The sequence below is a fragment of the Rivihabitans pingtungensis genome, assembly GCF_003201855.1.
Classification (GTDB): domain Bacteria; phylum Pseudomonadota; class Gammaproteobacteria; order Burkholderiales; family Aquaspirillaceae; genus Rivihabitans; species Rivihabitans pingtungensis.
In genome coordinates this window covers 238,298-264,324 of sequence record NZ_QJKI01000001.1, presented here as the reverse complement: position 1 = coordinate 264,324, position 26,027 = coordinate 238,298, and the positions used below count along the sequence as shown (strand labels likewise).

Below are 26,027 nucleotides of genomic sequence, written 5' to 3'. Positions count from 1 at the left end.
GCGCAGTGCTCAGCCGATTGGCTGTGACAGTCACAATTCCTTGCTATCATGAAGCTCTCGTTACGCGGTTTTTTTGGAGTGCTTTATGTCTTCTGGTCCGCAACACATCGCCCTGATTGGCGGCACAGGTTTTGTCGGCACGCATTTAATCGAATGGCTGGTGCGCCGTCAGCGCCAGGTGCGCGTGCTCACCCGTCGGCGCGAGCGCTGCAAGGCGCTGGCCACCTTGCCGGGCGTCAGCCTGCACGAAGGCGGCGCCGAATCGCTGGATGCGCTCCTGGCCGGGCAGGACGCGGCGGTGTATCTGGTGGGGATTTTGCACGGCAGCCGGCAAGACTTTGAGCGCGCCCATGTCGGGCTGCTGCAAGACGTGATCGCCGCCTGCCAGCGCCAGGGCGTGCGCCGGCTGGTGCTGGTGGGCGCGCTGGGCGCGGCGGTGGACGCCGCCTCGGATTATCAGCAAACCAAGGCCAAGGGCGAAGCCGCGCTGATGGCCAGCGGGCTGGATTGGACCATTGTTCGCCCCTCGGTGATTTTTGGTCGGGGCGACAGCTTTTTGAACCTGTTTGCCGACCTGCTGGCCGTGGCCCCCTGCCTGCCGCTGGCCGGCGCCGGCACGCGCTTTCAGCCGGTGTGGGTGGAAGACGTCGCCCATGTGCTGGCCGACTGCCTGGACCGCGCCGACACCCACGGCCAGCGCTATGAGCTGGCCGGCCCGGAAACCTTCACCCTGGCCGAGCTGGTGCGCTATGTCGGCCAGCTCACCGGCCACCCGCGCCTAGTGTTTGGCCTGCCGGAAGGGCTGGCCATGGCGCAGGCGGCGCTGATGGAAAGGCTGCCCAAGCCGCCGATGTCGCGCGATAATGTGCGCTCGCTGCGCCACGACAATGTCAGCGCGCAGGGCTTTCCCTCGGCAACCTTTGGCTTTGCTCCCGCCGCGCTGACCAGCATTGCGCCGGGCTGGCTGGCCGGCAACACCCCGCGCGCGCGTTACGACAGCTTCCGCCGTCTGGCGCGGCGCTGAAACGGCAGGCATGAACTTTACGTGTTATATGGTGGGCGGCGCCGTGCGCGACCGCCTGTTGGGCCGCCCGGCCCCGGATCGGGACTGGGTGGTGGTGGGAGCCACGCCCGAGGCCATGCTGGCCGCCGGCTTCAAGCCGGTGGGGCGGGATTTTCCGGTGTTTTTGCACCCGCGCACCCACGAGGAATACGCGCTGGCGCGCACCGAACGCAAAACCGCCAAGGGCTACCATGGCTTTGTCTGCCACGCCGCGCCCGACGTCACCCTGGAAGAAGACCTCGCCCGCCGCGACCTGACCATCAACGCCATGGCGCAAACCGCCGACGGCGACATCATCGACCCCTACCACGGCCAGGACGACCTGCGCGCCGGCCTGCTGCGCCACGTCAGCCCCGCCTTTGCCGAAGACCCGGTGCGCATCTTGCGCCTGGCGCGCTTTGCCGCCCGCTATGGCTTTGCCGTGGCGGCGGAAACCCGCGCGCTGATGCAACAGATGGTCGCCGACGGCGAAGTGGATGCGCTGGTGGCCGAGCGGGTGTGGCAAGAACTGGCCAAGGGCCTGATGGAAACCACGCCCTCAGCCATGTTCACCGTGCTGCGCGACTGCGGCGCGCTGGCGCGCATCGCCCCGGAAATCAACGCGCTGTGGGGCGTGCCGCAACGCGCCGACTACCACCCGGAAATCGACTGCGGCGTGCACACCCTGATGGTGCTGGACTACGCCGCGCAAGAAAACCAGCCGCTGCCCGTGCGCTTTGCCGCCCTCACCCACGACCTGGGCAAGGCGCTCACCCCGGCCGACGTGCTGCCCCGCCACCTGATGCACGAACAACGCGGCCTCGCCCCACTCAAAGCCCTGTGCGAACGCCTGCGCGCGCCAGTGGAATGCCGCGAACTGGCCCTGCTGATGTGCGCCGAACACACCCTGGTGCACCGCGCCCACGAACTGCGCGCCGACACCGTGCTGAAACTGTTCAAACGCGCCGACGCCCTGCGCCGCCCTGCGCGCTTTGCCCAACTGCTGGCCGCCTGCCGCGCCGACGCCCGTGGCCGCCTGGGCTTTGCCGACAGCCCCTACCCGCAAGCCGACTACCTGGCCGCCCTGCTTACAGCCGCGCAAAGCGTGGACGCCGGCGCCATCGCCCGCCAATGCAGCAATCCGGCGGACATTGCCAAGGCGGTGGACGCAGCGCGGGAAGCGGCGGTGGCGGGGGAAAAAGCACGATTGGGGAAGTGAGCGCGCGTCACAGGCCATAAGCGCCGCTCACAACACCCAGCACAGCGATCCTGGTCAGGCGCACGACCGCAGACAACGGCAATTAAGGTCAGGAAGGTTTGGTGAGCGGTTCTAAAAACAAAAAGCGCCACTTCGGCGCTTTTTGTTTGGCTTCACCGCCGCAGCTCAAACCCACAGCGGCCGCTCAGTCAGCGTGGCAAGCTCAAGCCGCCTTCACCTTCAACCGCCAGGCATGCAGCAGCGGCTCAGTGTAGCCGCTCGGCTGTTCCTTGCCCTTGAACACCAGTTCCAGCGCGGCTTGGTAGGCGGCGCCGTCCGGGTTGGCCACCAGGCTTTGGTACGCCGGATCGCCAGCGTTCTGGCCGTCCACCTTGGCGGCCATGCGGGCGAAGCTCTCGCGCACTTGCGCTTCGGTCACCACGCCGTGGTGCAGCCAGTTGGCGACGTGCTGGCTGGAGATGCGCAGGGTGGCGCGGTCTTCCATCAGGCCGATGTCGTTGATGTCCGGCACTTTGGAGCAGCCCACGCCTTGATCGACCCAGCGCACCACGTAACCCAGAATGCCCTGGATGTTGTTGTCGATTTCTTGCTGCTTTTCAGCGTCGCTCCACTGGGCTTCGGCGACCACCGGGATGGTCAGCAGGTCGGCCAGCAGTTTGGCGGTGACGTCGGCGTTGTCGGCGTCGCCGCTGGCTTCGATGGCTTTTTGCACGTCAGCCACCAGCACTTGATGGTAGTGCAGGGCGTGCAGGGTGGCGGCAGTGGGGCTCGGGGTCCAGGCGGTGTTGGCACCGGCCTTGGGGTGGCCGATCTTCTGCTTGAGCATCTCGGCCATCAGATCCGGCATGGCCCACATGCCCTTGCCGATCTGGGCGCGACCGCGCAGGCCGCATTGCAGGCCGATCAGCACGTTGCGGCGCTCGTAGGCGGCAATCCAGGCGCTGGTTTTGATGTCGCCCTTGCGCATCATCGGGCCGGCCAGCATGGCGGTGTGCATTTCGTCGCCAGTGCGATCGAGGAAGCCGGTGTTGATGAAGGCCACACGGTTCGCGGCAGCGGCAATACACGCCTTGAGGTTGACCGAGGTGCGGCGTTCTTCGTCCATGATGCCCAGCTTGACGGTGGCTTCCGGCAGGCCCAGCAGTTGTTCGACGCGGCTGAACAGTTCGCAGGCAAAGGCCACTTCGGCCGGGCCGTGCATCTTGGGCTTGACGATGTACACCGAGCCCTTGCGCGAGTTTTTCAGGCCGGATTGGCCCAGGCCCTTGAGGTCGTGGATGGCGATGGTGGTGGTGATCACCGCGTCCATGATGCCTTCCGGGATTTCCTTGCCTTCTGCGCCCCACAGGATGGCCGGGTTGGTCATCAGGTGGCCGACGTTGCGCACAAACAGCAGGCTGCGGCCGTGCAGGGTGACTTCGCCCTGGCCGTTGGCGGCGGTGTACACGCGATCCTGGTTCAGGCCACGGGTCAGCGCCTTGCCGCCCTTGCTGAAGGTTTCGGTCAGCGTGCCGCGCAGAATGCCCAGCCAGTTGCTGTAGCCCAGCACTTTGTCTTCGGCGTCCACGGCGGCGACCGAGTCTTCCAGGTCAAGAATGGTGGACAGCGCGGCTTCCAGCACCACGTCGGCCACGCCAGCGGCATCCGAGGCGCCGATGGTGGTGCTGCGGTCGATGCGGATGTCGATGTGCAGGCCGTTGTTCACCAGCAGCACGCTGCTGGGGGCGGCGGCGTCGCCTTGGTAGCCCACCAGTTGGGCCGGGTTGGCCAGCGCGGCGCTGCCGCCATTGGCCAGCTTGACCGCCAGTTGGCCGTCCACAATGGCGTAGCCAGCGGCGTCCTGGTGGCTGGCGCCGGCCAGCGGGGCGGATTGGTCGAGGAACTGACGGGCGAATGCAATCACCTTGGCGCCGCGCGCCGGGTTGTAGCCAGCGCCTTTCTCGGCGCCACCGTCTTCCGGGATGGCGTCGGTGCCGTACAGGGCGTCGTACAGGCTGCCCCAGCGGGCGTTGGCGGCGTTCAGCGCATAACGGGCGTTCAGCACCGGCACCACCAGTTGCGGGCCGGCTTGCACGGCCAGTTCGTCATCCACATTGCTGGTGGTGGCGTGCACCTCGGCCGGCGCCGGCACGATGTAGCCGATTTGCGCCAGGAAGGCCTGGTAGGCGGCCATGTCGGCAATCGGGCCGGGGTGAGCTTGATGCCAGGCGTCCATCTCGGCCTGGATGCGGTCGCGCTCGGCCAGCAGGGCGGCGTTTTTCGGGGCCAGGTCGCTGACAATCTGGCTAAAGCCGGCCCAGAAGGCCTCGCTGTTCACGCCAGTGCCGGGCAGCACCTGTTCTTCAACAAAACGATGCAGCTCGTTGGCGACTTGCAGACCGTGGAGGGGGGTGCGTGCGGTCATGAAACAACCTTTCAAATCAATAAGTTTTTTCGATGTCTGTGCGGCGCGGCCCATCGCGCCCGGCTATTTGGGCGTCGCCATGCTGCGCGCATTGGCGCGGCGACGTCCGGCGGGCGTCGTGGGCTGCTGTGTGTCCGCGCCAGGGGCGCGGCGGCGCAAGCGCTGTCAACGGCGGGGTGTGGCGGCTGGCGGTGGGCCAGCGCGCGTTGAGCAGGCTGTGCGGCTGTTGTGGCTGACAAACAGGTTCTGGCCGGGCGCAGGGCTTGTGGCCCGCTTCCCCGCGCCGCCGAAGCGGGCGCGGCGCTGACGTGCGCGGCATGTTTGGATAACGCGGTATTGTTGCATGAACTGTCCGCTATTCCAAATAGCGCGTCGCTTTTTTGTAGTTTGTCGGCCTGAAGTTGACGTGGGCGGAAAGCCTGCCGGGCCGGGCGATGACCATGGTCACATTGTGGGAGCGCTGTGGCTGCTTTATGTTGCTTTGCAATATGCATGTGGCGGTTGGTGCGCTGCGCCTAGCCATTGGCATGGATTCTGCTTAACCCTGATGTCAATGTGGAAATATTTGGTTTTTAAGTACATTTCTTTTGCGTGTAAGCGACATTGCCGACAAAAAATCGGCCAGGCTTTTTGCTGTTTGCCGTAGTTTCACGTATAGTGATGTTGCAATGCACAAATTTGGAAAGGACGCATCATGGACTATCCTGCCGTAGCCTCCCTCAATGTTGCGCTGGGCAATGAAGCCGCCTTGCATGCCCTGCGCCAGCAACAAACCTGTTATACCCGCGTGGGTGATTCGATGCTGCGCGTGATGCGCGAAGCCGCCCGTGAAAAACCGTGGCAGCGCAAGCGCGAGCGCCTGGCCTGCATTGGCTTCAGCGACAGCCTGGCCCTGAGCCATGACTTGTCGGTGCAAGCGCTGCAAGCACAGGTCAGCCAGTGGCAGCTGATGTACGATGCCTGCGGCCAACCGGCCTGGGCCAAACCCTGGGGCGATTATTTGCAACAGGAAATCCGCAATACCTCGCGCTTTTTTACCGCGCTGGGTCGCGCCAGCGGTGGGCTGGCGTATGCGGGCCTGGTGAATTGATCGGCGCGTATTGCGCCGTGTAGGGCAGTCAGCGCCGTCAGGCGCTGGTGTAAAAAAACCGCCGCAGGTGTTGGCACCTGCGGCGGTTTTTTTACGTCGTCTGTTTCACAACCTCATCAACGCACGCCTGAGGTCCACAGGGTGAGCTTGAAACCCGGTTGCAGGCGCGCCAGCGCGTGGGTGGGGTTCCATTTTTTCAGGTCGTCGTGGTCGATATTGAACTTGCGGGCGATGCTGAACAAGGTGTCACCCCTTTGCACCACGTATTCTTTGCGCACTTCCTTCTGCTCGGGCTTGTCGGCTTTGTCAGCCTTGGCCGGCGAGGCCGACGGCGCGGCGGCCGCCACGGCGGTAGCCATCAGCTTCACCGCCAGGGTTTGCCCCAGCTTCACGGCTTCGCCATCCAGCTGGTTCAGGGTTTTCAGCTCGGCCACGCTCAGGTTGTAGCGGCGCGAGATATTGTACAGCGTGTCGCCCGGCGCCACGGTGTGGCGGCTGGTGGCCGGGGTATCGGCGCTGCTGGCCACGGTATTGCTGGTCACGGCCGGCGAGGGCGTCAGCACGGCGCTGACGCGGCGGGTGCTGCCGCCATTGGCGTCGGCAGCGGCGGTTTGCACGGCGCGGGCCGGTTCGCTGGCCACCGTGGCCGGGCGCGGTTTGGCTTCGCTGTCGGCGCTCACCCGCACCACGGCAGGCTTGCTGTCAGTCTGGGCCAGACGTTCGACGGCGGCGCCAGCGCCGGCGTTGGCGGTCAGCAGCGGCGAGACGTAAGTGTCCGGCGTGGTGTCCACATCAGTATTCAGCGCGGCCGGCGCCGGGCTGGCGGTCTGGCTGCTCAGCGCGGCCAGCAGCAGCGGCTGGCCGGGGGCCAGGCTGTTGCTGGCCAGGCCATTGACATTGCGCAGGCGCTCCACGCTCATGCCGTGGCGCTGGGCCAGTTCGTCGATATTGTCACCGGCCTGGGCGGTGTATACCTGCCAGGAGAGCAGGGGCTCGCGGTATTCGGCCAGATTTTTTTCGAACAGCTCGGCCTTGCTGGCCGGCACCAGCAACTGACGGCCAGGCTTGTGGGCGTAGATCGGGCGGTTAAACGCCGGGTTGAGGGCTTTGAATTCGTCCAGCGACATGCCGGCCAGCTTGGCGGCGACGTCAATGTCCATATGCTTGCCGGTGCTCACCGCCACGAAATACGGGCGATTGTCGAATTTGTCCAGTTTGAGGCCAAAGCGCTCGGGTTCGGCCAGAATATTGCGCACGGCCAACAGCTTGGGCACGTAGTTGCGGGTTTCGTTGGGCATGCGGATGGCTTCAAACGTCTCCGGCAGGCCCTTGGCGCGATTGCGCTCCAGCGCGCGGCTGACATTGCCTTCGCCCCAGTTGTAGGACGCCAGCGCCAGATTCCAGTCGCCAAACATGGCGTAGAGGTTTTCCAGGTAATCCAGCGCGGCGTTGGTGGCGCCCAGCACATCGCGGCGGCCGTCGTACCAGAAGGTTTGCTCCAGGCCATAGTGGCGGCCGGTGGCGGGCATGAACTGCCACAGGCCGGCGGCCTTGGCGCCGGATACCGCGGTGGGATTGAAGGCGCTTTCCACCAGCGGCAACAGGGCGATTTCGGTCGGCATGCCGCGCCGCTCGACTTCGTTCATGATGTGAAACAGATAGCGCTGGCCACGGGTCAAGGTGCGCTTGAGGTATTCCGGCTTGGCGCTGTACATGCGCTCGTGGCGGCGCACCAGCTCGCTGTCCACTTCGGTGAGCTGGTAGCCTTCGCGGATGCGCTTCCAGACGTCGTCGCCGTTGCGCAGCAGCAGGCCATTGCTTTGCATCAGCTGCTGGCCAACTTGCAGCGAGGCATCGTCATAAGAGGAGAATGTCCCCGCCTGGGCAGCGGAATAAGCCAGTGAGAGCGCCAGTGTCAGCGGGGCCAGTCGTTTCATGCCAAAATGACCTTTATTTTCAAAGTTGCAGCGATGCTAGTTTTACTTGGCGAGGCTGTCAACCCATAAAAATCAATCATTTTGCGCATTGCCGGCAAAATTTGCCGCCTGTGCCGCGCTGGCCTGAGTTGCGCATTCCATTTGCATTCAAAAGCGGTTTTTCCATTCACGCAAGGCGGTGAACGCCGCCAGCGCATCGGCGGGCGCTTCGCCCAGTTCCGCAGCCAGCGCGGCGCGCACTGCTGGCTGATTCACCCGCAAAAACGGATTGGTTTGCCGCTCCAGGCCGATAGTGGTCGGCACGGTGGGCAGGCCTTGCGCGCGCAGGGCTTCGTCGGCGGCGCAGCGCGCCAGCAAGACGGCGTTGTCCGGTTCCAGATGGCGGGCAAAGCGCTGGTTGGCCAGGGTGTATTCATGCGTGCAATACACCTGGGTGTCGTCGGGCAGGGCGGCCAGGCGTTGCAAGGAGGCGTGCAGCTGCGTTGGCGTGCCGTCAAATACCCGACCACAGCCGCAGGCAAAGAGCGTATCGCCGCAAAACACCGCGCCGGGCAGCAGATAGCTGAGGTGATTGGCGGTGTGGCCGGGCGTGGCCCACACCGTCAGCGCTTCGCCATGGCCGGGCAGGCTGGCGGATTCGCCTTCGCCCACCGGCTGGGTGACACAGGCCACATCGGCCGGGCCATACACTGGCGCCTCGGGCCAGTCGGCGCGCAATGCCGATACGCCGCCAATGTGATCAATATGGCCATGGGTGATCAACACGCCGGCCAGCGTCAGCTGATGTTCGGCCAAAAACGCCTGAACTGGCGCGGCGTCGCCTGGGTCCACCACCAGCGCATGCGTCGAGTCGTGCAAAACCCAGATATAATTGTCAGCAAATGCTGGAACGGGAGACACGCGCAACATGAAAACTCCGTTTCTGTCGGACAGGATCTTGATCTTGGCGCACACAACCCCGGGAGGGCTGGCATGCCGGCGTTGAACTCATGGCTGGACACGCCGCTGGGCCAGCATGTGCTGGCGCGCGAGCAGGCGTATTTCGACCAGGCGGTGGCCGATGTGTTTGGCTATCACGCCGTGCAGTTTGGCTTGCCCGATCAGCCGCTGCTGCGGGAAAACCGCATGCCGTGGCGCTGCCGCGCTGGCGAGAGCGGCGCGGTGGACGTCACCTGCGACCCGGCGGCGCTGCCGTTTGCCAGCCAGAGCCTGGATTTGCTGCTGCTGCCGCATGTGCTGGATTTTACCAGCCATCCGCATCAGGTGCTGCGCGAAGCCGAGCGGGTGCTGGTGCCGGAAGGCCGCCTGATGGTCACCGGCTTTAACCCGATCAGCCTGTGGGGGCTGGCGCGGCGCTGCAAACCGCGCGATGTGATGCCCTGGCGGGCCAATTTTATTGCGCCAGGCCGGCTGAAAGACTGGATGCAGCTGCTGGGCCTGGAGCCCGCCGACTGCCAGCACCTGTGTTACGCGCCGCCGTTTGAGCGCGAAGCCTGGCGCGCGCGCTGGGGCTTTATGGAGCGCCTGGGCGCGCGCTGGTGGCCGCTGGCCGGCGGCGTGTACGCCATTTCGGCGGTCAAGCGCGTGCGTGGCATGCGTCTGCTGGCCCCACGCTGGAGCCTGCTGACCCCGGCGCCGCTGGCCGGGGTGGCGGCGCGCCCGGCGGGCCAGCGCGGCGCGGTGTCTCCCTCTCTGAACCCCAAAGCCCCTTCCATGAAGCAGACTGAATGAGCACTGAATTTGTCGAGATTTACACCGATGGCGCCTGCAAGGGCAACCCTGGCCCAGGCGGCTGGGGCGCCTTGCTGCGCTACAAAGGCCAGGAAAAAGAACTCTGGGGCGGCGAGCTGGACACCACCAACAACCGCATGGAGCTGCTGGCGGTGATCCAGGCGCTCAACAGCCTCAAGCGCCCCTGCGCCATCCACCTCTACACCGACTCGCAATATGTGCAAAAAGGCATCAGCGAGTGGATTCACGGCTGGAAGGCGCGCGGCTGGAAAACCGCCGCCAAAGAGCCGGTCAAAAACGCCGATCTGTGGCGTCTTTTGGACGCCGCCACTGGCCAACACCAAATCGACTGGCGCTGGGTCAAGGGCCACGCCGGTCATGAATTCAACGAACGGGCCGACGCCCTGGCCAATCGCGGCGTGGAAACCGCGTTGGCCGGGCGCTGAGCCCCGGCAAGGCATGTATGCGTTACATCATTCTCGATACTGAAACCACCGGCCTGAACCCGCGCACCGGCGACCGCCTGGTGGAATTTGCCGGGCTGGAAATGGTCGGGCGCAAGCTCACTGGCCGCTCGCTGCACCTGTATGTGCACCCCGAGCGCGACATCCCGGAAGAAGCCTCGCGCATTCACGGCATCACCCTGGATCAACTGGAAGGCAAGCCCACCTTTGCCGGCGTGGCGGCGGAAATCAGCGAGTTTATTCGCGGCGCTGCGCTGATCATCCACAACGCCCCGTTTGACATGGGTTTTCTGGATATGGAATTCACCCGCCTGGGCCTGCCCAGCGCGCGCGAACAAGTGGGCGAGGTGATCGACACCCTGGCCATGGCCAAAGACCAGTTTCCCGGCAAGCGCAACAACCTGGACGCGCTGTGCGACCGCTTTGAAGTCGACCGCTCCAACCGGGTGTTTCACGGCGCGCTGATTGACTGCGAGCTGCTGGGCGAGGTGTACCTGGCCATGACCCGAGGCCAGGAAAGCCTGCTGATGGACATCGAGCCGCTCAGCAGCGAGCGCGGCGGCCCGAGCATGCGCCTGGCCGACGGCCCGCGCCCACGGGTGCAAGCCGCCAGCGCCGAAGAACTGGCCGCCCACGAAGGCTATCTGGACGAGCTGGACAAAGCCATGAAAGGCCCCTGCCTGTGGCGGCAAACGCCGCCGGAGGCGGCATGAGCGCGCGCCGCCTGGCGGTGGTGCCGGCCGCCGGCAGCGGCAGCCGTTTTGGCCAGGCCACCCCCAAGCAATACACCCTGCTGGCCGGCCAGCCGCTATTGGCGCACACCCTGGCCGTGCTGTGTGCCGAACCGCGCATTGATCAAGTGTGGGTGGTGATCAGCCCGGACGACGACTGGTTCGAGCCATTTGGCTTTGCGCAACAGGCCTGGGCGCAATCCAAGCTGCGCGTGCTGCGCCAGGGCGGCGCCACCCGCGCCGAGAGCGTGCGCAACGGCCTGGCCGCGCTGGACGCCCAGCCCGACGACTGGGTGCTGGTGCACGACGCCGCGCGCTGCTGCCTGCCGGCCGAAGCGCTGGCCCGGCTGATCGACGAGCTGGACACCGACCCCTGCGGCGGGCTGTTGGCGCTGCCGGTGGCCGACACCCTCAAACGCCAGGACAAGGACAGCCGCGTGGCCGTCACCGTGCCCCGCGACGGCCTGTGGCAAGCGCAAACCCCGCAGATGTTCCGCCACGGCCTGCTGTCGCAGGCGCTGGCAATCAGCAGCAGCGCCGACATCACCGACGAGGCATCCGCCATCGAGCGCCTGGGCCTTTGCCCCCGCCTGGTGCGCGGCGACGCCAGCAACTTCAAAGTGACCTATGCTCAGGATATCCGGCTGGCCGCCGCCTTGCTGAGCGCGGGCCAGAATTGAGCGAACACACAGGAAACAGGCAAGATGATCCGCATTGGACAAGGTTGGGACATTCACAAACTGGTGGAAGGGCGTCCCCTGATTCTGGGCGGGGTGACCATCCCGCACGACAAGGGCTTGCTGGGCCACTCTGACGCCGACGCGCTCTTGCACGCCATCACCGACGCCCTGCTGGGCGCGGCCGGCCTGGGCGATATCGGCAGCCATTTTCCGGATACCGACCCGGCGTTTCATGGCGTGGACAGCCGCATTCTGCTGCGGGAAACCGCCGCCCGCCTGCGTGAGCGCGGCTGGAAAGTGGTGAATGTGGACAGCACGGTGATTGCCCAGCGCCCGAAACTGGCCGGCCATATCGCCGCCATGCGCGCCAATATCGCCACCGACCTGCGCCTGAAAATGGACGAAGTGAACGTCAAGGCAAAAACCAGCGAAAAACTCGGCCCGATGGGCCGCGAAGAAGGCATTGCCGCCCAGGCGGTGTGCCTGATCGAACGGGCCTGAACCCCGGCGAATATGGGATAATGCCGGCCAATACTGGATTTCCATAGCGAGACCCCCATGAGCACCCTGACCCAAGACGACAAAAAACGCGCCGTGGCGCGCAAGGCCATTGATTTTGTGCCCGACGACAGCATCATCGGCGTGGGCACCGGCTCGACGGTGAATTTCTTTATCGACGAACTGGCCCGTATCAAAGCGCGCATCGACGGCTGCGTGTCCAGCTCGGACGCCTCCACCGCCCGACTGAAAGCCCACGGCATCCCGGTGTACGAGCTCTCCAGCGTTGGCGAGTTGCAGGTGTATATCGACGGCGCCGACGAGGTGAACCACTCGCTGCACATGATCAAGGGCGGCGGCGGCGCGCTGACCCGCGAAAAAATCGTCGCCTCGGCCGCGCGCGAATTCATCTGCATTGCCGACGAAGCCAAATACGTCAGCAAGCTGGGCGCTTTTCCGGTGGCGGTGGAAGTCATTCCAATGGCGCGCTCGGTGGTGGCGCGCGAGCTGGTGCACCTGGGCGGCCACCCGGAACTGCGCCAGGGCTTCACCACCGACAACGGCAACCTGATCCTGGACGTGCACGATCTGGACATCCTCAAGCCGCTGGAGATGGAAACCGCCATCAACCAAATCGCCGGTGTGGTGTGCTGCGGCATCTTTGCCCGTCAGCACGCCCACGTGCTGCTGCTGGGTGCTGACGACGGCGTCAAAGTGATCCGCTGACCAAAAACCGGGCCAAACCGGCCGCCGCCGCGCCAAAACAGCCTGCGGCGGCGCCTGTCGGCCCGTTATTTGCATGGATGTCATTAAATATTCATCTTGCCTCGCAACAATTGCACATTCACCGAACCTCAATCCCAGGAATTCACCATGGCAGAGCATATTTCCAAGCAGTTTGATCTGGAGCTTGAAACCATCCGCACCCGCGTGTTGCAGATGGGAGGCCTGGTCGAGGCGCAAATCGTCGGGGCGATCGACGGCCTGATGTCGTCGGACATCGCCAAGCTGGACAAGGTGATTGCCGAAGACGCGCTGGTCAACGCCATGGAAGTCAGCCTGGACGAAGAATGTCAGCACATCATCGCCCGCCGCCAACCGGCCGCCAGCGATCTGCGCATGGTCATCACCGTGATCAAGACCATCACCGACCTGGAGCGCATCGGCGACGAGGCGCAAAAAGTGGCGCGCATGGGCAAGACCATTCTGCTGGCCGACCGCGTGCACATGCCGCGCTTTCGTGAAATCCAGAAAATGGCCGAAGTGGCGCTGGCCATGCTGCGCCGCGCGCTGGACGCCTTTGCCCGCCTGGACGTGGCCGGCGCGCTGGACGTGGCCCGTCAGGACCGCAAGCTGGATGAAGAATTCGACGCCAACTTCCGTCAGTTGGTAACCTTCATGATGGAAGACCCGCGCGCGATTTCGATGTCGATTGACACGATTTTCATGTGCAAGGCGATTGAACGGATTGGCGACCACGCCAAGAATATTTCCGAGTATGTGGTGTATCTGGTCAAAGGCAAGGATATTCGCCACACCGCGCTGGAAGATGTTGAGCGGATTGAGCTGTAATTATTGGTCTGCATGGCCTTGCGCGTAGCGGACAGGGCATGCGGCTCTTAAGATCAAGCTAGCCGACCCGTGGCGCTTAGCCGCTTTGCCTCCCCGTGTGGCGCGCCGAGCATCGCAGGAGGCCGGGGGACCCCCATCCGTCACGGCTAAGCGGCGGCGCAGCCGACGCGCCATTCCGTGGCGGCCCCGGATTCCGAGAAGCGCAGGGGAGTCAGCCCGCAGGGCTGACCGCGACGCCCGGGTCGCCTTTCTTTCTCCTATTTCTTTGGCGAGACAAAGAAATAGGGTCGGGTGCGGGGTGAAACCCCGCCCTCAATCAGGCTCTGCGCGCAAGCGCAGTTCGACTTACGCCAGCCGAAGCCAAGCCTGTTTGATCTGCGCCCCTTTCCCGCTATCATATCGCCCAACTGACTCTTACCCATCCTGTCCCGAGGTTTTCTGGTGCCTTCCTCGTTTGAAACCCTTGCCGCCGTTGATCTCGGCTCCAATAGCTTTCGTCTGCAAATCGTCCGCGTCGATGGCGAGCAGTTTTTTCCGCTCGACACCCTCAAAGACACCGTGCGCCTGGGCGCTGGCCTGACTGCTGACAATTTTCTGGACGACGCCACCCAAGAGCGCGCGCTGACCTGCCTGGCGCGGTTTGGCGACCGTTTGCGCCACTTCCGCCCCGACCAGGTACGGGTGGTGGGCACCAACACCCTGCGGGTGGCAAAAAACTCCGCCGCCTTCATCCGCGAAGCAGAGGCGCGTCTGGGGTTTCCGATTGAAATCATCGCCGGGCGCGAAGAAGCCCGGCTGATTTATGTCGGCGCCGCACACAGCCTGCCGGCCGGCAAAGAAAAACGCCTGGTGGTGGATATCGGCGGCGGCTCGACCGAGTTCATCATCGGCAGCGGCATGAAGGCGCAAAAAACCGAAAGCCTGGGCCTGGGTTGCGTCACCTACAGCCTGCGGTATTTTCCCGATGGCAAGCTGAGCAAGGCCAATTTCAAGAATGCCGAAGTGGCGGCGCGCAATGAAATCCAGCGCATCACCCATGATTACACTCCCGATCAATGGCAACTGGCGGTGGGCACCTCGGGCACGGCGCGCTCTTTGCGCGACATCCTGGAGCTGAACGACTACAGCGTGGATGGCATCACCCGCGCCGGCATGGAGCGGCTGAAAACCGAGCTGTTGCGCTGCGGCAGCATGGAGGCGGTGAACCTGAATGGCCTGCGCGCCGACCGCGCGCCAGTGCTGCCGGGCGGGCTGGCCATCATGCTGGCGATTTTTGAAGAGCTGGGCATCGAGCAGATGACCGTCACCCTGGGCGCGCTGCGCGATGGCGTGCTGTACGATTTGCTTGGCCGCCAGTATCACAAGGATTTGCGCGACGTCACCGTCACCCAGTTCAAGCGCCGCTATCACGTGGACACCGGCCAGACCGAGCGGGTGGCCGGGCTGGCGCGGCAGTTTTACGCCCAGTTGGCCGGCAGCGAGGCGATGCAGCACCCGGAAATCCCGCGTCAGCTGGAATGGGCGGCCAAGCTGCATGAAATCGGCCTGATGATTTCGCATTCCAGCTACCACAAGCATTCGGCCTATATCGTCGAACAGGCGGATATGCCGGGCTTCTCGCGCCGCGAGCAACGTCAGATCGCCCATCTGATCCTGGCGCACAAGGGCTCGTTGAGCAAGATGGTGGCGCTGCTGAACGAGCAGCCGGCCTACTGGCCGGCGGTGCTGGCCCTGCGCCTGGCGGTGTTGTTCAGCCGCAGCCGGCGGCCGGTGGAGTTGCCGACCCCCCTGCAACTGAGTACCGCACCGCGCGGCTTTACCCTGACTGTGGACGGCGGCTGGCTGGCCAGCACGCCGCTGACCGCCGGGGCGCTGAAGCAGGAAGAAGCCCCCTGGCGCGCCACTGGCCTGAGCTTTCACGTCCGTCAGGCATGAGCCGCCACCCATCCGCCCGGCTGAGCCGCCATGCAGGCCACGCGCCGGGCGAACTGGTGCATATTGGCGAAACCAAAACCGCCGAACCGCGCATTCTGCTGATTGAATTCAGCCCCGAGCACTACCAGGAAACCACCTTTGCCAGCCTGGCCGCCAGCCGCACCCACCAGCCAGGCGACGGCACGCTGTGGCTGAACGTCTACGGCCTGCAAGATGTGGCGATGATGGCGGAAATCGGCCGGCGCTTTCAGTTGCACCCGCTGGTGATGGAAGACGTGCTCAACACCCATCAGCGGCCCAAGATCGAAGACTACGGCGACTATATTTTTATCGTCACCCATGTGTTTGACTACCACCCGGCCAGCCGCACGCTGAGCGAAGAACAAATCAGCATGGTGCTGGGCCGCAATGTGGTGCTGACCTTTCAAGAGCGCCCGGCCGGGCGCTTTCAGCCGCTGCGCGAGCGGCTGAAAAACGGCATTGGCCAGGGCCGCCGACTGGGGGCGGGTTATCTGGCCTACAGCCTGCTGGACGTGATTGTCGATCAGTATTTTGTCACCCTGGATCAGCTGGGCGACACCGTAGAAGAATTAGACACCCGCTTGCTGGCCGGCCAGGCGGACGGCGGCACGCTGGCGCGCATCCACACCCTGAAAATGGCCCTGCTGTCGCTGCGCCGCGCGCTATGGCCGCTGCGCGAGGCGGTGATGACCTTGCAGCATGGCGATTCTGCGCTGCTGGACGACGAAACCCGCGTGTATCTGCGCGATGTCTACGACCATCTGGTGCACCTGCTGGAAACCGTGGACATGCAGCGCGACCTGATCGCCGGCATGGTGGATTTGTATATCTCCACCCAATCCAACCAGATGAACCGGCAGATGCGTTTTTTGACGGTGATCGCCACGCTGTTCATGCCGCTGACGCTGATTTCCAGCATCTACGGCATGAACTTTGAATACATGCCCGAGCTGCACTGGAAGTGGGGCTATTTTATTGTGCTGGGCGTGATGGCGGCGATTGCCGCCGGCATGGGCTATCTGTTCAAGCGCTGGCGCTGGTGGTGAGCCGCTGAGCGTTTTTGCGCAAGGCCACGAGCGGCTACGGCCGCTGCGCCCGGGCCTGCGCCAGCCGCTGGCACACCTGGCTGGCGCCATCCAGAATGCGCGGCCCCGGGCGATGCAGCAAATCGCCATTCAGCGTGTAGAGCTGCTGCTGGCGCACCGCGCGCATCCGCGGAAAGCGCTTCCAGTTGTCCACCGCGCCGCGCCCGCTCATCTCGCCCGCCAGAATCACGTCGGGATCGGCCGCAATCACCGCCTCTTGTGTCACCGTCGGCGCTGTCACCGGCAAATCGGCAAAGATATTCACCCCACCGCACAGCCGCAGCACATCGCTGACCATATGCTGACCATTCAGCGTATACAAGGGCTGATCCCACACCTGATAAAACACCCGCAGCGGCCGCGCCTGGGCATAGTGCTGGCGCAAGCCCGCCAGCCGCTGGCGAAACTGCCCGGCCGCCGCCTGCGCCTGCAGCTCGCTGCCCATCAGCGTGCCCAGCTTCAGCAAAGTCTCCGGAATAGCCTCCAGCTTGGTCGGCTCGCTGTAAAACAGCGGCACACCCAGCCGGCGCAAAGGCTCCAGCTGGCGCTCGGCGTTGCCGTGCAGCCACACCACCAGCAAATCCGGCTTCAAGGCCAGCACCCGCTCGATATCCACCTGGCGATTGTCCCCCACGCGCGGCACCTGCTTGGCCGCCTCGGGGTAATCACTGTGGCTGACCACTCCCACCAGCCGCGCACCGCCACCGGCTGCGTAAATCAGCTCGGTGACATGCGGCGCCAGGCTGATCACCCGGCGTGCCGGCGCGTTGAGCGTCACCATCTGCCCGGCATCGTCGCGCACCTGCACCTGAGCCCCGGCGGTGGCCGCCAGCGCCGACAACACCAGGCCCACCCCCAGCTGCTTACAATACTTCAACACCATGTGCATCCTTGTTCATGATTGATCGCCGGTACTCGCCGGCCGGGCAAACAGCGCGCTGCCGGCGCAGGCCAGCATGATGGCGCTCACCCCCAGAATTTGCAGCGGGCCCAGCGTTTCGCCCAGCACCCACCAGCCCGCCAGTGCGCTCATCGCCGGCGACGCACTGAGCAACACGCCAAACACCCGCGCTGGCAGCCAGCGCATGGCGTACATATCCAGCAAAAACGGCAACATGCTGGACAACACCGCCACCACCAGGCCAATGGCCAGCGCGTAGGGGGTCAGCAGCTGTGCGCCAGATTGCGCCACGCCCAGCGGCACGGCAAACAGCGCCGCCACCAGCATGCCGGTGGCCACGGCCTGGCCGCCGCCGCTGGCGGCGCGCGCACCAAACACCACATACAGCGCCCAGCACAAGGCCGCCGCCAGCGCATACGCCACGCCCCGAACATCCAGCCCGCTGCCCAACTGGCCAAACGGCAGCAAGGCCAGGCCCAGCAGCGCCAAACCCACCCACAGCACATCCCTGCGCTGACGCGAATTCAGCAAGGCCACCGCCAGCGGGCCAATCACCTCAATCGACACGGCCAGGCTGACGTGAATATACACAAACGCCCGATAAATCAGCAGATTCATCAAGCCCAGCATGATGCCGTAGCCCAGCAGCGCCAGCCAGTCCGGCCGCGCCCGCCACAAGCGCCACGGCCGGAACCACAACGACAGCCACAGCGCCGACAGGCCCAGGCGCAAGGCCGCCACGCCCTCGGCGCCCACCAGCGGAAACAGCGACTTGGCAAAGGCGGCGCCAGTCTGTACGGAAATCAGCGCGGCAAATGCCGCCATAATCGGAAGATGCGTGGGAGGATTCATGTGCAGCGTTCGGGGTAAGCAATCAGCAGGGCTGCCGGTATGTCGTGCCAGCCGCAAGAGATAAATTTATTGCGTGAATTCACATTTCTGGCGTGGTTTATCGCGCCAGATGGCTGAAATGCGCATTCATGCCAGAAGTTTGGTCGATGGCGCGCTTAACCTGCGCCAATGACAGACGATAACAAAACCTGACGCTCAACGAAAGCCAGCCATGAACCTGTCCAGCCTGACCGACTCCTTGCGCAGCCGCTTTGCCAACTTGAACCCGCTTAACCGTCCCGTGGCCCAAGTAGCCACCGTCAGCGAAGCCAAGACCGCATCGACCAGTACGCCAGACACCAAAGTGCAATTGGGCGGCCGTGACAGCGGCCCAAGCATTTATGACCGCTTTGGCCAGCTGAGCAGCAATGACGCTGCCAGCGCCCGTCAGCGCGCCAACGAAAAAGTGGCCGAGCTGAAAAAACGCATGAAACTGCTGAAATCCATGATGGCCGGCGCCAGCCCGGCACAACGCAAGGCACTGGCGCGCCAACTGGGGCAGATTGCCAACGAACTGAAAGCCGCGGTGAAGAATTTTTCCGATGCCAGCGGCAGCGGGCAAACCAGCGCCCCGAAATCCGCCAACGCGGCCATCAGCCCAGACAACACCGCTCAGCAAGCCAACCCGCAAACCGCCTCCGCCGGCAGCACACCTGACAGCACCGATGCCAACAGTACGGAAACCGGCAAGCACCAGACCAACGCCCAGACAGCCACCGCCAGCGGCCAGAGTGGCCAAGGCGCCAGCAATAAAGAAAAGCAGGACTTTGTGCGTGAAGCCAAAGAACTGGCCAGCGACATCAAACGCACCCTGGAGATGCTCAAGCGCAAACTGCGCCGGCAGAGCGATAGCGTGGTGCGCCAGGCTGAAAAAGCCCTGGGCGACATCGGCAAGATGCTGAATAACCTGAGCGGTGGCGCCACACAGAGCAGCGCCGGCAGCGGCGATACCTCGCTCAATATTCAAGTCGCCGCCGTTAGCCCGGCCAGCAATCCGGGGAATGTCAGTATCAGTGCGGGCAGTGTGACGGCTGACTGATGGTTGTTGGGCATCGCTACCGGTTTGCCGCTGTCTCTTGGCCCGTGCAAGGAGCGGTCGCCGTATTCGTTTCGCATGAGTTGCCAGATGCCCTGGGTGGCCAGGTTCAATCGGTCGCGCTATCGCACTGAGCCACCCGCCGGGCGTGGCGGGTGTTCTGGACATTCTGTCCCATGCTGATGTGAACTCAGCTATTTTTTTATGGGTGCTTGGCTGGCCAAGCCTGGCAAAATCAGGCCTTTACCACGGCGGTAAAATCCGACCACTGCTCAATGCGGAAGGCGCGAATATCGCGCACCGATTTGGGAAACCAGGCGCGAGCACGCAAGGCCTGAATGGCCAGAAACAACTGCGCCATGTCTTCGCTGTCGGTGACATACAAACTGCCCTGCACCCGGCGAAAACCGAACTCCGCCAGAATCGCGCCTATTTCGGTATAGGCTTGGGCAACGCCTTTGGGGTGGTGGTGTTCGGTGTCGGTGGTGTCTAGGTCAAATATGATGGCGTGCATGAGTTTCTCTTTGGTGCGTGGTTCTGTGGGTATGCTGGATGGGGTCGTCTTGACGTATGTTACGTAACAGCGACTTCAAGTAATCTGCTACCAAGCGAAACAATACATAGCAGTCTATCGAAGCACTAAAAAAAGTTACTTCCATGCAAAGGGGTAGGTGCTTGCTTTTGCTGCATTTTGCTTTTGGTGGGCATGGTTTTCCAATAAATCAATTTTCTCCTATTGAGTAGGGGGGCGAGTTCGTGTAATATCTCATAAGCATGAGATGGTGCCATGTGTTATTCGCGTGTCTCATCTTTTTATATGGCGGTTTGAAATGTTCAGTAAACAAAGGCATTCATGAGAGAGCTTTACAAAAAACATCGCACCGGATTTTTAATTGCAGGCATGGCAATTATATTTTTAATGTGCGCAGTAATTTCTTTAGATTTCTACTCATACCCGAACGCAAGTAGCGAATATGGGTGGGTTATTTTTCTGTCGGTTGGAGAAAAACCCACTACTGTAATTAACCTCATTAAATCCCATTTTTTTAGCGTTGATGTACTTGAAATTTTGATTGCCGCGCTGTCTGCAATTGCAACTTGGAAGGCGTATTTTGCTGCACGGCAGAGCAGTGAAGCAACAGAAGCGGCCAAAGAAGCCGCGAAATTAGCCAACCAAATTGCAATTAACGCAATTGATATGCAGGTTATACCAGAAAGATTGGAAATTATTAGGCTCATTGGAAAAACTCATCACATACTCAACCGCTTAAAAGGAAGCAATGCAGATGTTACACTGAAAGACTTTGAAGAGATAAGCGCACATAGATACCAAGCCTTCTCAAAAACTTATGTTTTTGGACATGAATTTCATGAAAAGGCAACTAAACTTTACAATAAAATTGAGAGCATGTTGCACGGCCAGACCACTCCATATGATCTAGGGCCGTCGTGCATGCCTCCAAGCATGCAAATAAAACCAATAAATGAAACAACGAGCAAATACCGAGAAACAAGAGATGAGCTATATCAAGAATTAGATAGCTTATGGAGGCAGGCTCAAGATCAGCTTTTTTCGTGTGAGATACAAGTCGAGATGAAATTTTCTAAAAATTAGCCCGGCTCCAAATTAAGAATAAACCACAATCCATGCGTACTGTATAAAAAGCCCTGACTGAGTGCTCACTCAGTCAGGGCTTTGTTCATAATCAGTTGGGGGTGCCGATTTGCTCAGAAAATCATCTTGGTCAAAAGCAAAATCCAGCAAAATTAAAACTACTGGATTCCCGCTTTCGCGGAAATGACAATTTTTCTGCTTATCTTTAGGCTTTACCCCAACTTGGCCAACTGCCCCTTCAACTTCACCAGCTTATCCCCAAACTCCGCCAGCTGCGCCTTGTCGCGCTCCACCAGATGCGCCGGGGCCTTATCCACATACCCCGGTTTTTCCAGCTTGGCGGTCAGCTTGCCCAGCTCAATTTCCAGCTTGCCGATTTCCTTGGTCAGGCGGGCGGTTTCTGCGGCTTTGTCGATTTCCACCTTGAGCATCAGGCGGGCGTTGCCGGCCATGGCGACGGGGGCGTCGTCTTCGGGCAGTTGCGCCAGCAGGCTGCCTTCGGACAGGCGGCAGAGCAGTTTCAGGTAGGGGATGTAGTCGGCCAGGCTGGCGTCCTGGGTTTCGATAAACAGCGGGGCTTTCACTGCCGGGCCGATGGCCATTTCGCCGCGCAGGTTGCGCACGGCGTTGACCATGTCCTTGAAGGCGGCCATGCGGGCGTTGGCCTGGGCGTTGATCTTTTCCGGGGCGGCCACCGGCCACGGGGCCAGCATCAGCGAGTCGGTTTTGTTGGCGTTGGCCAGCGGGGCGACGGTTTGCCACAGCTCTTCGGTGATGAAGGGCATGATCGGGTGGGTCAGGCGCAGGGCGACTTCCAGCACGCGCACCAGGGTGCGGCGGGTGGCGCGTTGTTGGGCATCGTTGCCGGTTTGCAGCTGCACCTTGGCCAGCTCGACGTACCAATCGCAGTATTCGTTCCAGATGAATTCGTAGATGTCCTGGGCGGCCAGGTCAAAGCGGTAGCTGTCCAGCGCGGTGGTGACGCTGGTTTCGCATTGTTGTAGGCGGCCGATGATCCATTGGTCCACAAAGCTGTATTCCAAAGGCAGGGTTTCGTCCTGGCCGCAGTCTTTGCCTTCCACGTTCATCATCACAAAGCGGGTGGCGTTCCACAGCTTGTTGCAGAAGTTGCGGTAGCCTTCGCAGCGCTTGAAGTCAAAGTTGACCGAGCGGCCCAGGCTGGCGTAGCTGGCCATGGTAAAGCGCAGCGCGTCGGCGCCAAACGGCGGGATGCCATCCGGGAAGAGCTTTTCGGTGGCTTTGGCGATTTGCGGGGCTTTTTCCGGGCGGCGCAGGCCGGTGGTGCGCTTTTGCACCAGCTCGGGCAGGGCGATGCCGTCGATCAGGTCCACCGGGTCAATTACATTGCCCTCGGACTTGGACATCTTTTTGCCTTCGTGGTCGCGCACGATGCCGTGGATGTAGACGTCGGTAAACGGCACTTTGCCGGTGAAGTGGGTGGTCATCATGATCATCCGGGCTACCCAGAAGAAAATGATTTCATAGCCGGTGACCAGCACTTGCGAGGGCACAAAGGCGCGCAGTTCCGGGGTGTCTTCCGGCCAGCCCAGGGTGGAGAACGGCACCAGCGCCGAGCTGAACCAGGTGTCCAGCACGTCGTCGTCGCGGCGCAGGGTTTTGCCCGGCGCTTGCGCTTGCGCGGCTTCCAGGCTGCGGCCGACATACACCTTGCCGTCTTCGTCGTACCAGGCGGGGATTTGGTGGCCCCACCACAGTTGGCGGCTGATGCACCAATCCTGGATATTGTTCATCCACTGGTTGTAGGTGTTCACCCAGTTTTCCGGGATAAAGCGCACCTGGCCGGATTCCACCGCGTCGATGGCTTTTTGGGTGATGGATTTGCCGGTGGGGTCCTGTTCGCTGACCTTGCTCATGGCGACAAACCATTGGTCGGTCAGCAGGGGTTCGATCACCGAGCCGGTGCGGTCGCCGCGCGGGGTCATCAGTTTGTGCGGTTTGACTTCCACCAGCAGGCCGGCGGCGTCCAGATCGGCCACCATGGCCTTGCGCGCTTCGGCGGTGCTCAGGCCGGCGTAGGCGGCGGGCAGGTCGATTTGGCCTTGCACGCTGCCGTCAAAGCCAAACACCTGCGCCTTGGCCAGGATTTTGGCTTCCAGGCTCATCACATTGATCAGCGTGGTGGCATGGCGCTTGCCCACTTGATAGTCGTTGAAGTCGTGCGCCGGGGTGATTTTGACAAAGCCGGTGCCAAAGGCGGCATCGACGTATTCGTCGGCAATCACCGGAATCTGGCGGCCGGTCAGCGGCAGTTGCAGTTGCTTGCCCACCAGGTGCTGATAGCGCTCGTCATTGGGGTTCACCGCCACCGCCACGTCGCCCAGCAGGGTTTCCGGGCGGGTGGTGGCGACAATCACCGTGTCATCGCTGCCCACCACCGGGTAGCGGATATGCCACATATGGCCGTCTTCTTCTTCCGAGATCACTTCCAGGTCAGACACGGCGGTGCCCAGTTTCGGGTCCCAGTTGACCAGGCGCTTGCCTCGGTAGATCAGGCCTTGTTCAAACAGGCGGACAAACACTTCGGTGACCACTTCGGCGCGGGTGGCATCCATGGTGAAGTATTCGCGCTCCCAGTCCACCGAGCAGCCCACGCGGCGCATTTGCTGGGTGATGGTGCCGCCGGATTTGGCTTTCCATTCCCACACCTTGCTGATGAAGTCTTCGCGGCCCAGGTCGTGGCGGCTGACGCCTTGTTCGGCCAGCTGGCGCTCCACCACAATCTGGGTGGCGATGCCGGCGTGGTCGGTGCCGGGAATCCAGCTGGTGTTGTCGCCCTTCATGCGGTGGTAGCGGGTCAAGCCGTCCATGATGGTCTGGTTGAAGGCGTGGCCCATGTGCAGGGTGCCGGTCACATTGGGCGGCGGCAGCTGGATGCAAAAGGACGGTTTGCTGAGGTCCATGTGCGGCTTGAAATAGCCGGCGCTTTCCCAGCGCGCGTACCAACGGTTTTCCAGATCACCCGGTTCGAAGCTTTTGGCAAGTTCCATGTTGTGCTTATGCGGAATTTTGATGAGAAAAGTGGCTGATTATACACCGGCGGCTGGGGTGGCTGGCGGTGGGCGCGCGGCGGAAGAGAAAGCCGGCCAAGGGCAGAATGGGCCCGGCCGGCGGATGGGCACAAAAAACCGGCCGCATCAGCGGCCGGTCATGTCGTGGTATACCGTCTCTAACCCTGCGGCCTTGTAGGCACGGGCCACCTGGCGGGCGCGGGCGAGTGAGTCGGGGTCTTCGCCAACGATTTCCAGCAGGCGTTCAAAGCGGGAATATTCGTCCGGCACGCCCAGCGACAGATTCAGCAGCACCGGGCACGGCGCCGGCCCCGGCGGCAGCCGGGTGGCCAGCAGCACCGGGGTATCGGCGGCGATGGGCTCGTCCAGCCGGCAATGCGGGATAAAACTGGTGGGCTGCCAGGTCCACAGCCGTTCGTCAAACGCGTGCAGCTGGGCGGGGTCAGCCAGCAGCACCAGCAAGCGCTGACCCTTGCCCATCACCGTGGCGGCCAGCTTGCAGGCAAAGGCCAGCGGGTCGCGCACATGGTGATAAAAGTCAATCCGCTGCGTCATCGTCGTGGCTCGTGTCGGCGGCGTCGCGGCGCGGGCGGCCACGGCGCACCACATTGCCGGCGGCGGTATCGGCGCGGTCCTGCAAGAACTGGGTCAGCAGCGGCACTGGGCGGCCGGTGGCGCCTTTTTCCTTGCCGCTCTTCCACGCCACGCCGGCGATGTCCAGGTGCGCCCAGTCGTAAGCCTTGGTGAAGCGCGACAAAAAGCACGCGGCGGTGATGCTGCCGCCGGGGCGGCCGCCGACATTGGCCACGTCGGCGAAGTTGCTTTTCAGCACCTCGTGGTATTCCTCCCACATCGGCATCGGCCACACGCGGTCGGCGGCTTCGTCGGCGGCGGCTTGCAGCTCGCGGCTGAGGTGATCCTGATTGCTGAACAGCGCGCTGGCCTGATGGCCCAGGGCGATGATGCACGCGCCGGTCAGCGTGGCCACGTCCACCACGGCGGCGGGCTCGAAGCGCTCGCAGTAGGTCAGCGCATCGCACAGCACCAGCCGGCCTTCGGCGTCGGTGTTGAGGATTTCGATGGTCTGGCCAGACAGGCTGGTGACGATATCACCCGGCTTGGAGGCGCCGCCGGACGGCATGTTTTCAGCGGCGGCCACCACGGTGATGACGTTCAGCGGCAGCTTCATTTCCACCGCCGCCTGGAAGGCGCCCAGCACGCTGGCGGCGCCGCACATGTCGAACTTCATTTCGTCCATGCCTTCGCCCGGTTTCAGCGAAATGCCACCGGTGTCAAAGGTGATGCCCTTGCCCACCAGCACCACCGGCTTTTGCCCGGCCGGGCCGCCGTTGTGCTTGAGGACAATCAGCTTGGGCGGCTGGATGCTGCCCTTGCCCACCGACAGCAGCGAGCCCATGCCCAGCTCGGCCATGTCATCCTGCTCCAGCACCGTGCATTCGCAGCCAAAGCGCTCGGCCAGCGCGCGGGCGGTGTCGGCCAGATAGGCCGGGGTGCAGACATTGCCCGGCAGATTGCCCAGGTCGCGGGCCAGTTTCATGCCGTTGGCAATGGCCAGGCCGCGCACCAGGCCCACTTCGCCTTCGGCCAGGTCGCTGCGGCGGCTGACCGACAGGGTGAGCTTGCGCAGGCTGCGCGGGGCGTCGTCGGTTTTGGATTTGAACTGATCAAAACGATACTGCGCGTCCAGCGACAGGCAGGCGGCGGTTTCGATCATCCATTCGACGTCGCGTTTTTTCAGGGTGAGTTCGGTGAGGTAGCTCACTGCCTCGACGGCGGCGGTTTTCGCCAGCGCCGCCAGCGAGGCGCGCACGGCGTCGCGGTATTCTTTTTCGCGGAAATCGCGCTCTTTGCCCAGGCCGACCAGCATCACCCGGTCGCACAGGGTGTGCGGCACCGAATGCAGCACCAGCGTGCTGCCCAGTTTGCCTTCCATATCGCCGCGACGCAGCACGTCGCTGATGAAGCCATTGGAGATGCGATCCAGCAGGTCAGCGGCAAACGACAGTTTGCGGGCTTCGTAGACGCCGACAATCACGCAGGCCACGCGCTGTTTTTCAGGGCTGCCGCTTTTTATGTTAAATTCCATGGTTTGCTCCCAAATTTG

At 62.9% G+C, this 26,027-nt stretch carries 23 protein-coding genes; 14 read left to right on the top strand and 9 right to left on the bottom strand.

Annotated elements, in window-relative coordinates; genetic code table 11:
* The first annotated feature begins 85 nt into the window (after window positions 1–85).
* Window positions 86–1,024, top strand: coding sequence for a complex I NDUFA9 subunit family protein (locus tag DFR34_RS01165; protein ID WP_110389312.1), 939 nt, complete (start codon window positions 86–88; stop codon window positions 1,022–1,024).
* Between the two features lie 10 nt (window positions 1,025–1,034).
* Window positions 1,035–2,261 (top strand): multifunctional CCA addition/repair protein, encoded by a 1,227-nt coding sequence (locus DFR34_RS01160; RefSeq protein WP_110389311.1) that lies wholly within the window; start codon window positions 1,035–1,037, stop codon window positions 2,259–2,261.
* 202 nt (window positions 2,262–2,463) lie between these two features.
* On the opposite strand, the gene DFR34_RS01155 is transcribed toward DFR34_RS01160, so the two are convergent.
* Entirely contained in the window at window positions 2,464–4,665 is a 2,202-nt protein-coding gene (locus DFR34_RS01155) for a malate synthase G (protein ID WP_110389310.1), read from the bottom strand.
* 694 nt (window positions 4,666–5,359) lie between these two features.
* Here DFR34_RS01155 and DFR34_RS01150 point away from each other — a divergent pair.
* Window positions 5,360–5,755 carry a hypothetical protein gene (locus tag DFR34_RS01150; protein ID WP_110389309.1) on the top strand — a complete coding sequence of 132 codons (396 nt, stop codon included), beginning with the start codon at window positions 5,360–5,362 and terminating at the stop codon, window positions 5,753–5,755.
* Between the two features lie 116 nt (window positions 5,756–5,871).
* Here DFR34_RS01150 and DFR34_RS01145 read toward each other — a convergent pair whose 3' ends face one another.
* Both DFR34_RS01145 and gloB read right to left on the bottom strand, forming a co-directional pair.
* Window positions 5,872–7,692 carry a LysM peptidoglycan-binding domain-containing protein gene (locus DFR34_RS01145; RefSeq protein ID WP_110389308.1) on the bottom strand — a complete coding sequence of 607 codons (1,821 nt, stop codon included), beginning with the start codon at window positions 7,690–7,692 and terminating at the stop codon, window positions 5,872–5,874.
* Window positions 7,693–7,839: 147 nt separating this feature from the next.
* Window positions 7,840–8,598, bottom strand: coding sequence for a hydroxyacylglutathione hydrolase (gloB, locus tag DFR34_RS01140; protein ID WP_110389468.1), 759 nt, complete (start codon window positions 8,596–8,598; stop codon window positions 7,840–7,842).
* Between the two features lie 66 nt (window positions 8,599–8,664).
* Here gloB and DFR34_RS01135 point away from each other — a divergent pair, with 66 nt between their 5' ends.
* The 9 genes from DFR34_RS01135 to corA all read left to right on the top strand — a co-directional run bounded on the left by DFR34_RS01135 (window position 8,665) and on the right by corA (window position 16,370).
* Window positions 8,665–9,423, top strand: a complete 759-nt coding sequence (locus DFR34_RS01135) for a class I SAM-dependent methyltransferase (RefSeq protein WP_110389307.1) — start codon at window positions 8,665–8,667, stop codon at window positions 9,421–9,423.
* On the top strand, window positions 9,420–9,869 hold the full coding sequence (gene rnhA / locus DFR34_RS01130; protein WP_110389306.1) for a ribonuclease HI: 450 nt from the start codon (window positions 9,420–9,422) through the stop codon (window positions 9,867–9,869). Before DFR34_RS01135 ends, rnhA begins: the two co-directional genes overlap by 4 nt.
* 17 nt (window positions 9,870–9,886) lie before the next feature.
* Window positions 9,887–10,600 carry a DNA polymerase III subunit epsilon gene (dnaQ, locus tag DFR34_RS01125; protein WP_110389305.1) on the top strand — a complete coding sequence of 238 codons (714 nt, stop codon included), beginning with the start codon at window positions 9,887–9,889 and terminating at the stop codon, window positions 10,598–10,600.
* Window positions 10,597–11,298, top strand: a complete 702-nt coding sequence (gene ispD / locus DFR34_RS01120; protein WP_110389304.1) for a 2-C-methyl-D-erythritol 4-phosphate cytidylyltransferase — start codon at window positions 10,597–10,599, stop codon at window positions 11,296–11,298. The genes dnaQ and ispD overlap by 4 nt, the downstream gene beginning before the upstream one ends.
* Window positions 11,299–11,322: 24 nt before the next feature.
* A complete protein-coding gene (gene ispF, locus DFR34_RS01115) occupies window positions 11,323–11,799 on the top strand; it encodes a 2-C-methyl-D-erythritol 2,4-cyclodiphosphate synthase (RefSeq protein ID WP_110389303.1) in 477 nt (158 codons plus the stop codon).
* A 57-nt stretch (window positions 11,800–11,856) separates the two neighbouring features.
* On the top strand, window positions 11,857–12,522 hold the full coding sequence (gene rpiA, locus DFR34_RS01110) for a ribose-5-phosphate isomerase RpiA (protein ID WP_110389302.1): 666 nt from the start codon (window positions 11,857–11,859) through the stop codon (window positions 12,520–12,522).
* Window positions 12,523–12,669: 147 nt separating this feature from the next.
* A complete protein-coding gene (gene phoU / locus DFR34_RS01105) occupies window positions 12,670–13,368 on the top strand; it encodes a phosphate signaling complex protein PhoU (protein WP_110389301.1) in 699 nt (232 codons plus the stop codon).
* A 441-nt stretch (window positions 13,369–13,809) separates the two neighbouring features.
* Window positions 13,810–15,303 carry an exopolyphosphatase gene (gene ppx / locus DFR34_RS01100; RefSeq protein ID WP_245906779.1) on the top strand — a complete coding sequence of 498 codons (1,494 nt, stop codon included), beginning with the start codon at window positions 13,810–13,812 and terminating at the stop codon, window positions 15,301–15,303.
* Window positions 15,300–16,370, top strand: a complete 1,071-nt coding sequence (gene corA / locus DFR34_RS01095; protein WP_110389299.1) for a magnesium/cobalt transporter CorA — start codon at window positions 15,300–15,302, stop codon at window positions 16,368–16,370. The genes ppx and corA overlap by 4 nt, the downstream gene beginning before the upstream one ends.
* 34 nt (window positions 16,371–16,404) lie before the next feature.
* Here the strand turns inward: corA and DFR34_RS01090 are convergent, their stop codons facing one another.
* A complete protein-coding gene (locus tag DFR34_RS01090) occupies window positions 16,405–17,292 on the bottom strand; it encodes a cobalamin-binding protein (RefSeq protein ID WP_110389298.1) in 888 nt (295 codons plus the stop codon).
* A 12-nt stretch (window positions 17,293–17,304) separates the two neighbouring features.
* Window positions 17,305–18,162 carry an EamA family transporter gene (locus tag DFR34_RS01085; RefSeq protein ID WP_110389297.1) on the bottom strand — a complete coding sequence of 286 codons (858 nt, stop codon included), beginning with the start codon at window positions 18,160–18,162 and terminating at the stop codon, window positions 17,305–17,307.
* 211 nt (window positions 18,163–18,373) lie between these two features.
* Here DFR34_RS01085 and DFR34_RS01080 point away from each other — a divergent pair, with 211 nt between their 5' ends.
* On the top strand, window positions 18,374–19,240 hold the full coding sequence (locus tag DFR34_RS01080; RefSeq protein WP_110389296.1) for a hypothetical protein: 867 nt from the start codon (window positions 18,374–18,376) through the stop codon (window positions 19,238–19,240).
* Between the two features lie 232 nt (window positions 19,241–19,472).
* Here the strand turns inward: DFR34_RS01080 and DFR34_RS01075 are convergent, their stop codons facing one another.
* Window positions 19,473–19,751 carry a virulence factor gene (locus DFR34_RS01075; RefSeq protein WP_110389295.1) on the bottom strand — a complete coding sequence of 93 codons (279 nt, stop codon included), beginning with the start codon at window positions 19,749–19,751 and terminating at the stop codon, window positions 19,473–19,475.
* Between the two features lie 339 nt (window positions 19,752–20,090).
* Here DFR34_RS01075 and DFR34_RS16700 point away from each other — a divergent pair, with 339 nt between their 5' ends.
* The gene (locus tag DFR34_RS16700; protein WP_146215022.1) at window positions 20,091–20,852 is read left to right on the top strand and encodes a hypothetical protein; all 762 of its coding nucleotides are present in this window, start codon (window positions 20,091–20,093) and stop codon (window positions 20,850–20,852) included.
* Window positions 20,853–21,064: 212 nt separating this feature from the next.
* Here the strand turns inward: DFR34_RS16700 and DFR34_RS01070 are convergent, their stop codons facing one another.
* The 3 genes from DFR34_RS01070 to DFR34_RS01060 form a co-directional block, all read right to left on the bottom strand.
* The gene (locus DFR34_RS01070; RefSeq protein ID WP_110389294.1) at window positions 21,065–23,881 is read right to left on the bottom strand and encodes a valine--tRNA ligase; all 2,817 of its coding nucleotides are present in this window, start codon (window positions 23,879–23,881) and stop codon (window positions 21,065–21,067) included.
* Window positions 23,882–24,028: 147 nt separating this feature from the next.
* On the bottom strand, window positions 24,029–24,457 hold the full coding sequence (locus DFR34_RS01065; protein WP_110389293.1) for a DNA polymerase III subunit chi: 429 nt from the start codon (window positions 24,455–24,457) through the stop codon (window positions 24,029–24,031).
* Window positions 24,441–26,009, bottom strand: a complete 1,569-nt coding sequence (locus DFR34_RS01060) for a leucyl aminopeptidase (RefSeq protein ID WP_110389292.1) — start codon at window positions 26,007–26,009, stop codon at window positions 24,441–24,443. Before DFR34_RS01060 ends, DFR34_RS01065 begins: the two co-directional genes overlap by 17 nt.
* Window positions 26,010–26,027: the final 18 nt, after the last annotated feature.

What these genes read in the sequence shown, in the direction of transcription:
- DFR34_RS01165 (WP_110389312.1), top strand. Translation starts at nt 86, where the DNA reads ATGTCTTCTGGTCCGCAACACATCGCCCTGATTGGCGGCACAGGTTTT.
- DFR34_RS01160 (WP_110389311.1), top strand. Translation starts at nt 1,035, where the DNA reads ATGAACTTTACGTGTTATATGGTGGGCGGCGCCGTGCGCGACCGCCTG.
- DFR34_RS01155 (WP_110389310.1), bottom strand. Translation starts at nt 4,665, where the DNA reads ATGACCGCACGCACCCCCCTCCACGGTCTGCAAGTCGCCAACGAGCTG.
- DFR34_RS01150 (WP_110389309.1), top strand. Translation starts at nt 5,360, where the DNA reads ATGGACTATCCTGCCGTAGCCTCCCTCAATGTTGCGCTGGGCAATGAA.
- DFR34_RS01145 (WP_110389308.1), bottom strand. Translation starts at nt 7,692, where the DNA reads ATGAAACGACTGGCCCCGCTGACACTGGCGCTCTCACTGGCTTATTCC.
- DFR34_RS01135 (WP_110389307.1), top strand. Translation starts at nt 8,665, where the DNA reads ATGCCGGCGTTGAACTCATGGCTGGACACGCCGCTGGGCCAGCATGTG.
- rnhA (WP_110389306.1), top strand. Translation starts at nt 9,420, where the DNA reads ATGAGCACTGAATTTGTCGAGATTTACACCGATGGCGCCTGCAAGGGC.
- dnaQ (WP_110389305.1), top strand. Translation starts at nt 9,887, where the DNA reads ATGCGTTACATCATTCTCGATACTGAAACCACCGGCCTGAACCCGCGC.
- ispD (WP_110389304.1), top strand. Translation starts at nt 10,597, where the DNA reads ATGAGCGCGCGCCGCCTGGCGGTGGTGCCGGCCGCCGGCAGCGGCAGC.
- ispF (WP_110389303.1), top strand. Translation starts at nt 11,323, where the DNA reads ATGATCCGCATTGGACAAGGTTGGGACATTCACAAACTGGTGGAAGGG.
- rpiA (WP_110389302.1), top strand. Translation starts at nt 11,857, where the DNA reads ATGAGCACCCTGACCCAAGACGACAAAAAACGCGCCGTGGCGCGCAAG.
- phoU (WP_110389301.1), top strand. Translation starts at nt 12,670, where the DNA reads ATGGCAGAGCATATTTCCAAGCAGTTTGATCTGGAGCTTGAAACCATC.
- corA (WP_110389299.1), top strand. Translation starts at nt 15,300, where the DNA reads ATGAGCCGCCACCCATCCGCCCGGCTGAGCCGCCATGCAGGCCACGCG.
- DFR34_RS01090 (WP_110389298.1), bottom strand. Translation starts at nt 17,292, where the DNA reads ATGGTGTTGAAGTATTGTAAGCAGCTGGGGGTGGGCCTGGTGTTGTCG.
- DFR34_RS01085 (WP_110389297.1), bottom strand. Translation starts at nt 18,162, where the DNA reads ATGAATCCTCCCACGCATCTTCCGATTATGGCGGCATTTGCCGCGCTG.
- DFR34_RS01080 (WP_110389296.1), top strand. Translation starts at nt 18,374, where the DNA reads ATGAACCTGTCCAGCCTGACCGACTCCTTGCGCAGCCGCTTTGCCAAC.
- DFR34_RS01075 (WP_110389295.1), bottom strand. Translation starts at nt 19,751, where the DNA reads ATGCACGCCATCATATTTGACCTAGACACCACCGACACCGAACACCAC.
- DFR34_RS16700 (WP_146215022.1), top strand. Translation starts at nt 20,091, where the DNA reads ATGAGAGAGCTTTACAAAAAACATCGCACCGGATTTTTAATTGCAGGC.
- DFR34_RS01070 (WP_110389294.1), bottom strand. Translation starts at nt 23,881, where the DNA reads ATGGAACTTGCCAAAAGCTTCGAACCGGGTGATCTGGAAAACCGTTGG.
- DFR34_RS01065 (WP_110389293.1), bottom strand. Translation starts at nt 24,457, where the DNA reads ATGACGCAGCGGATTGACTTTTATCACCATGTGCGCGACCCGCTGGCC.
- DFR34_RS01060 (WP_110389292.1), bottom strand. Translation starts at nt 26,009, where the DNA reads ATGGAATTTAACATAAAAAGCGGCAGCCCTGAAAAACAGCGCGTGGCC.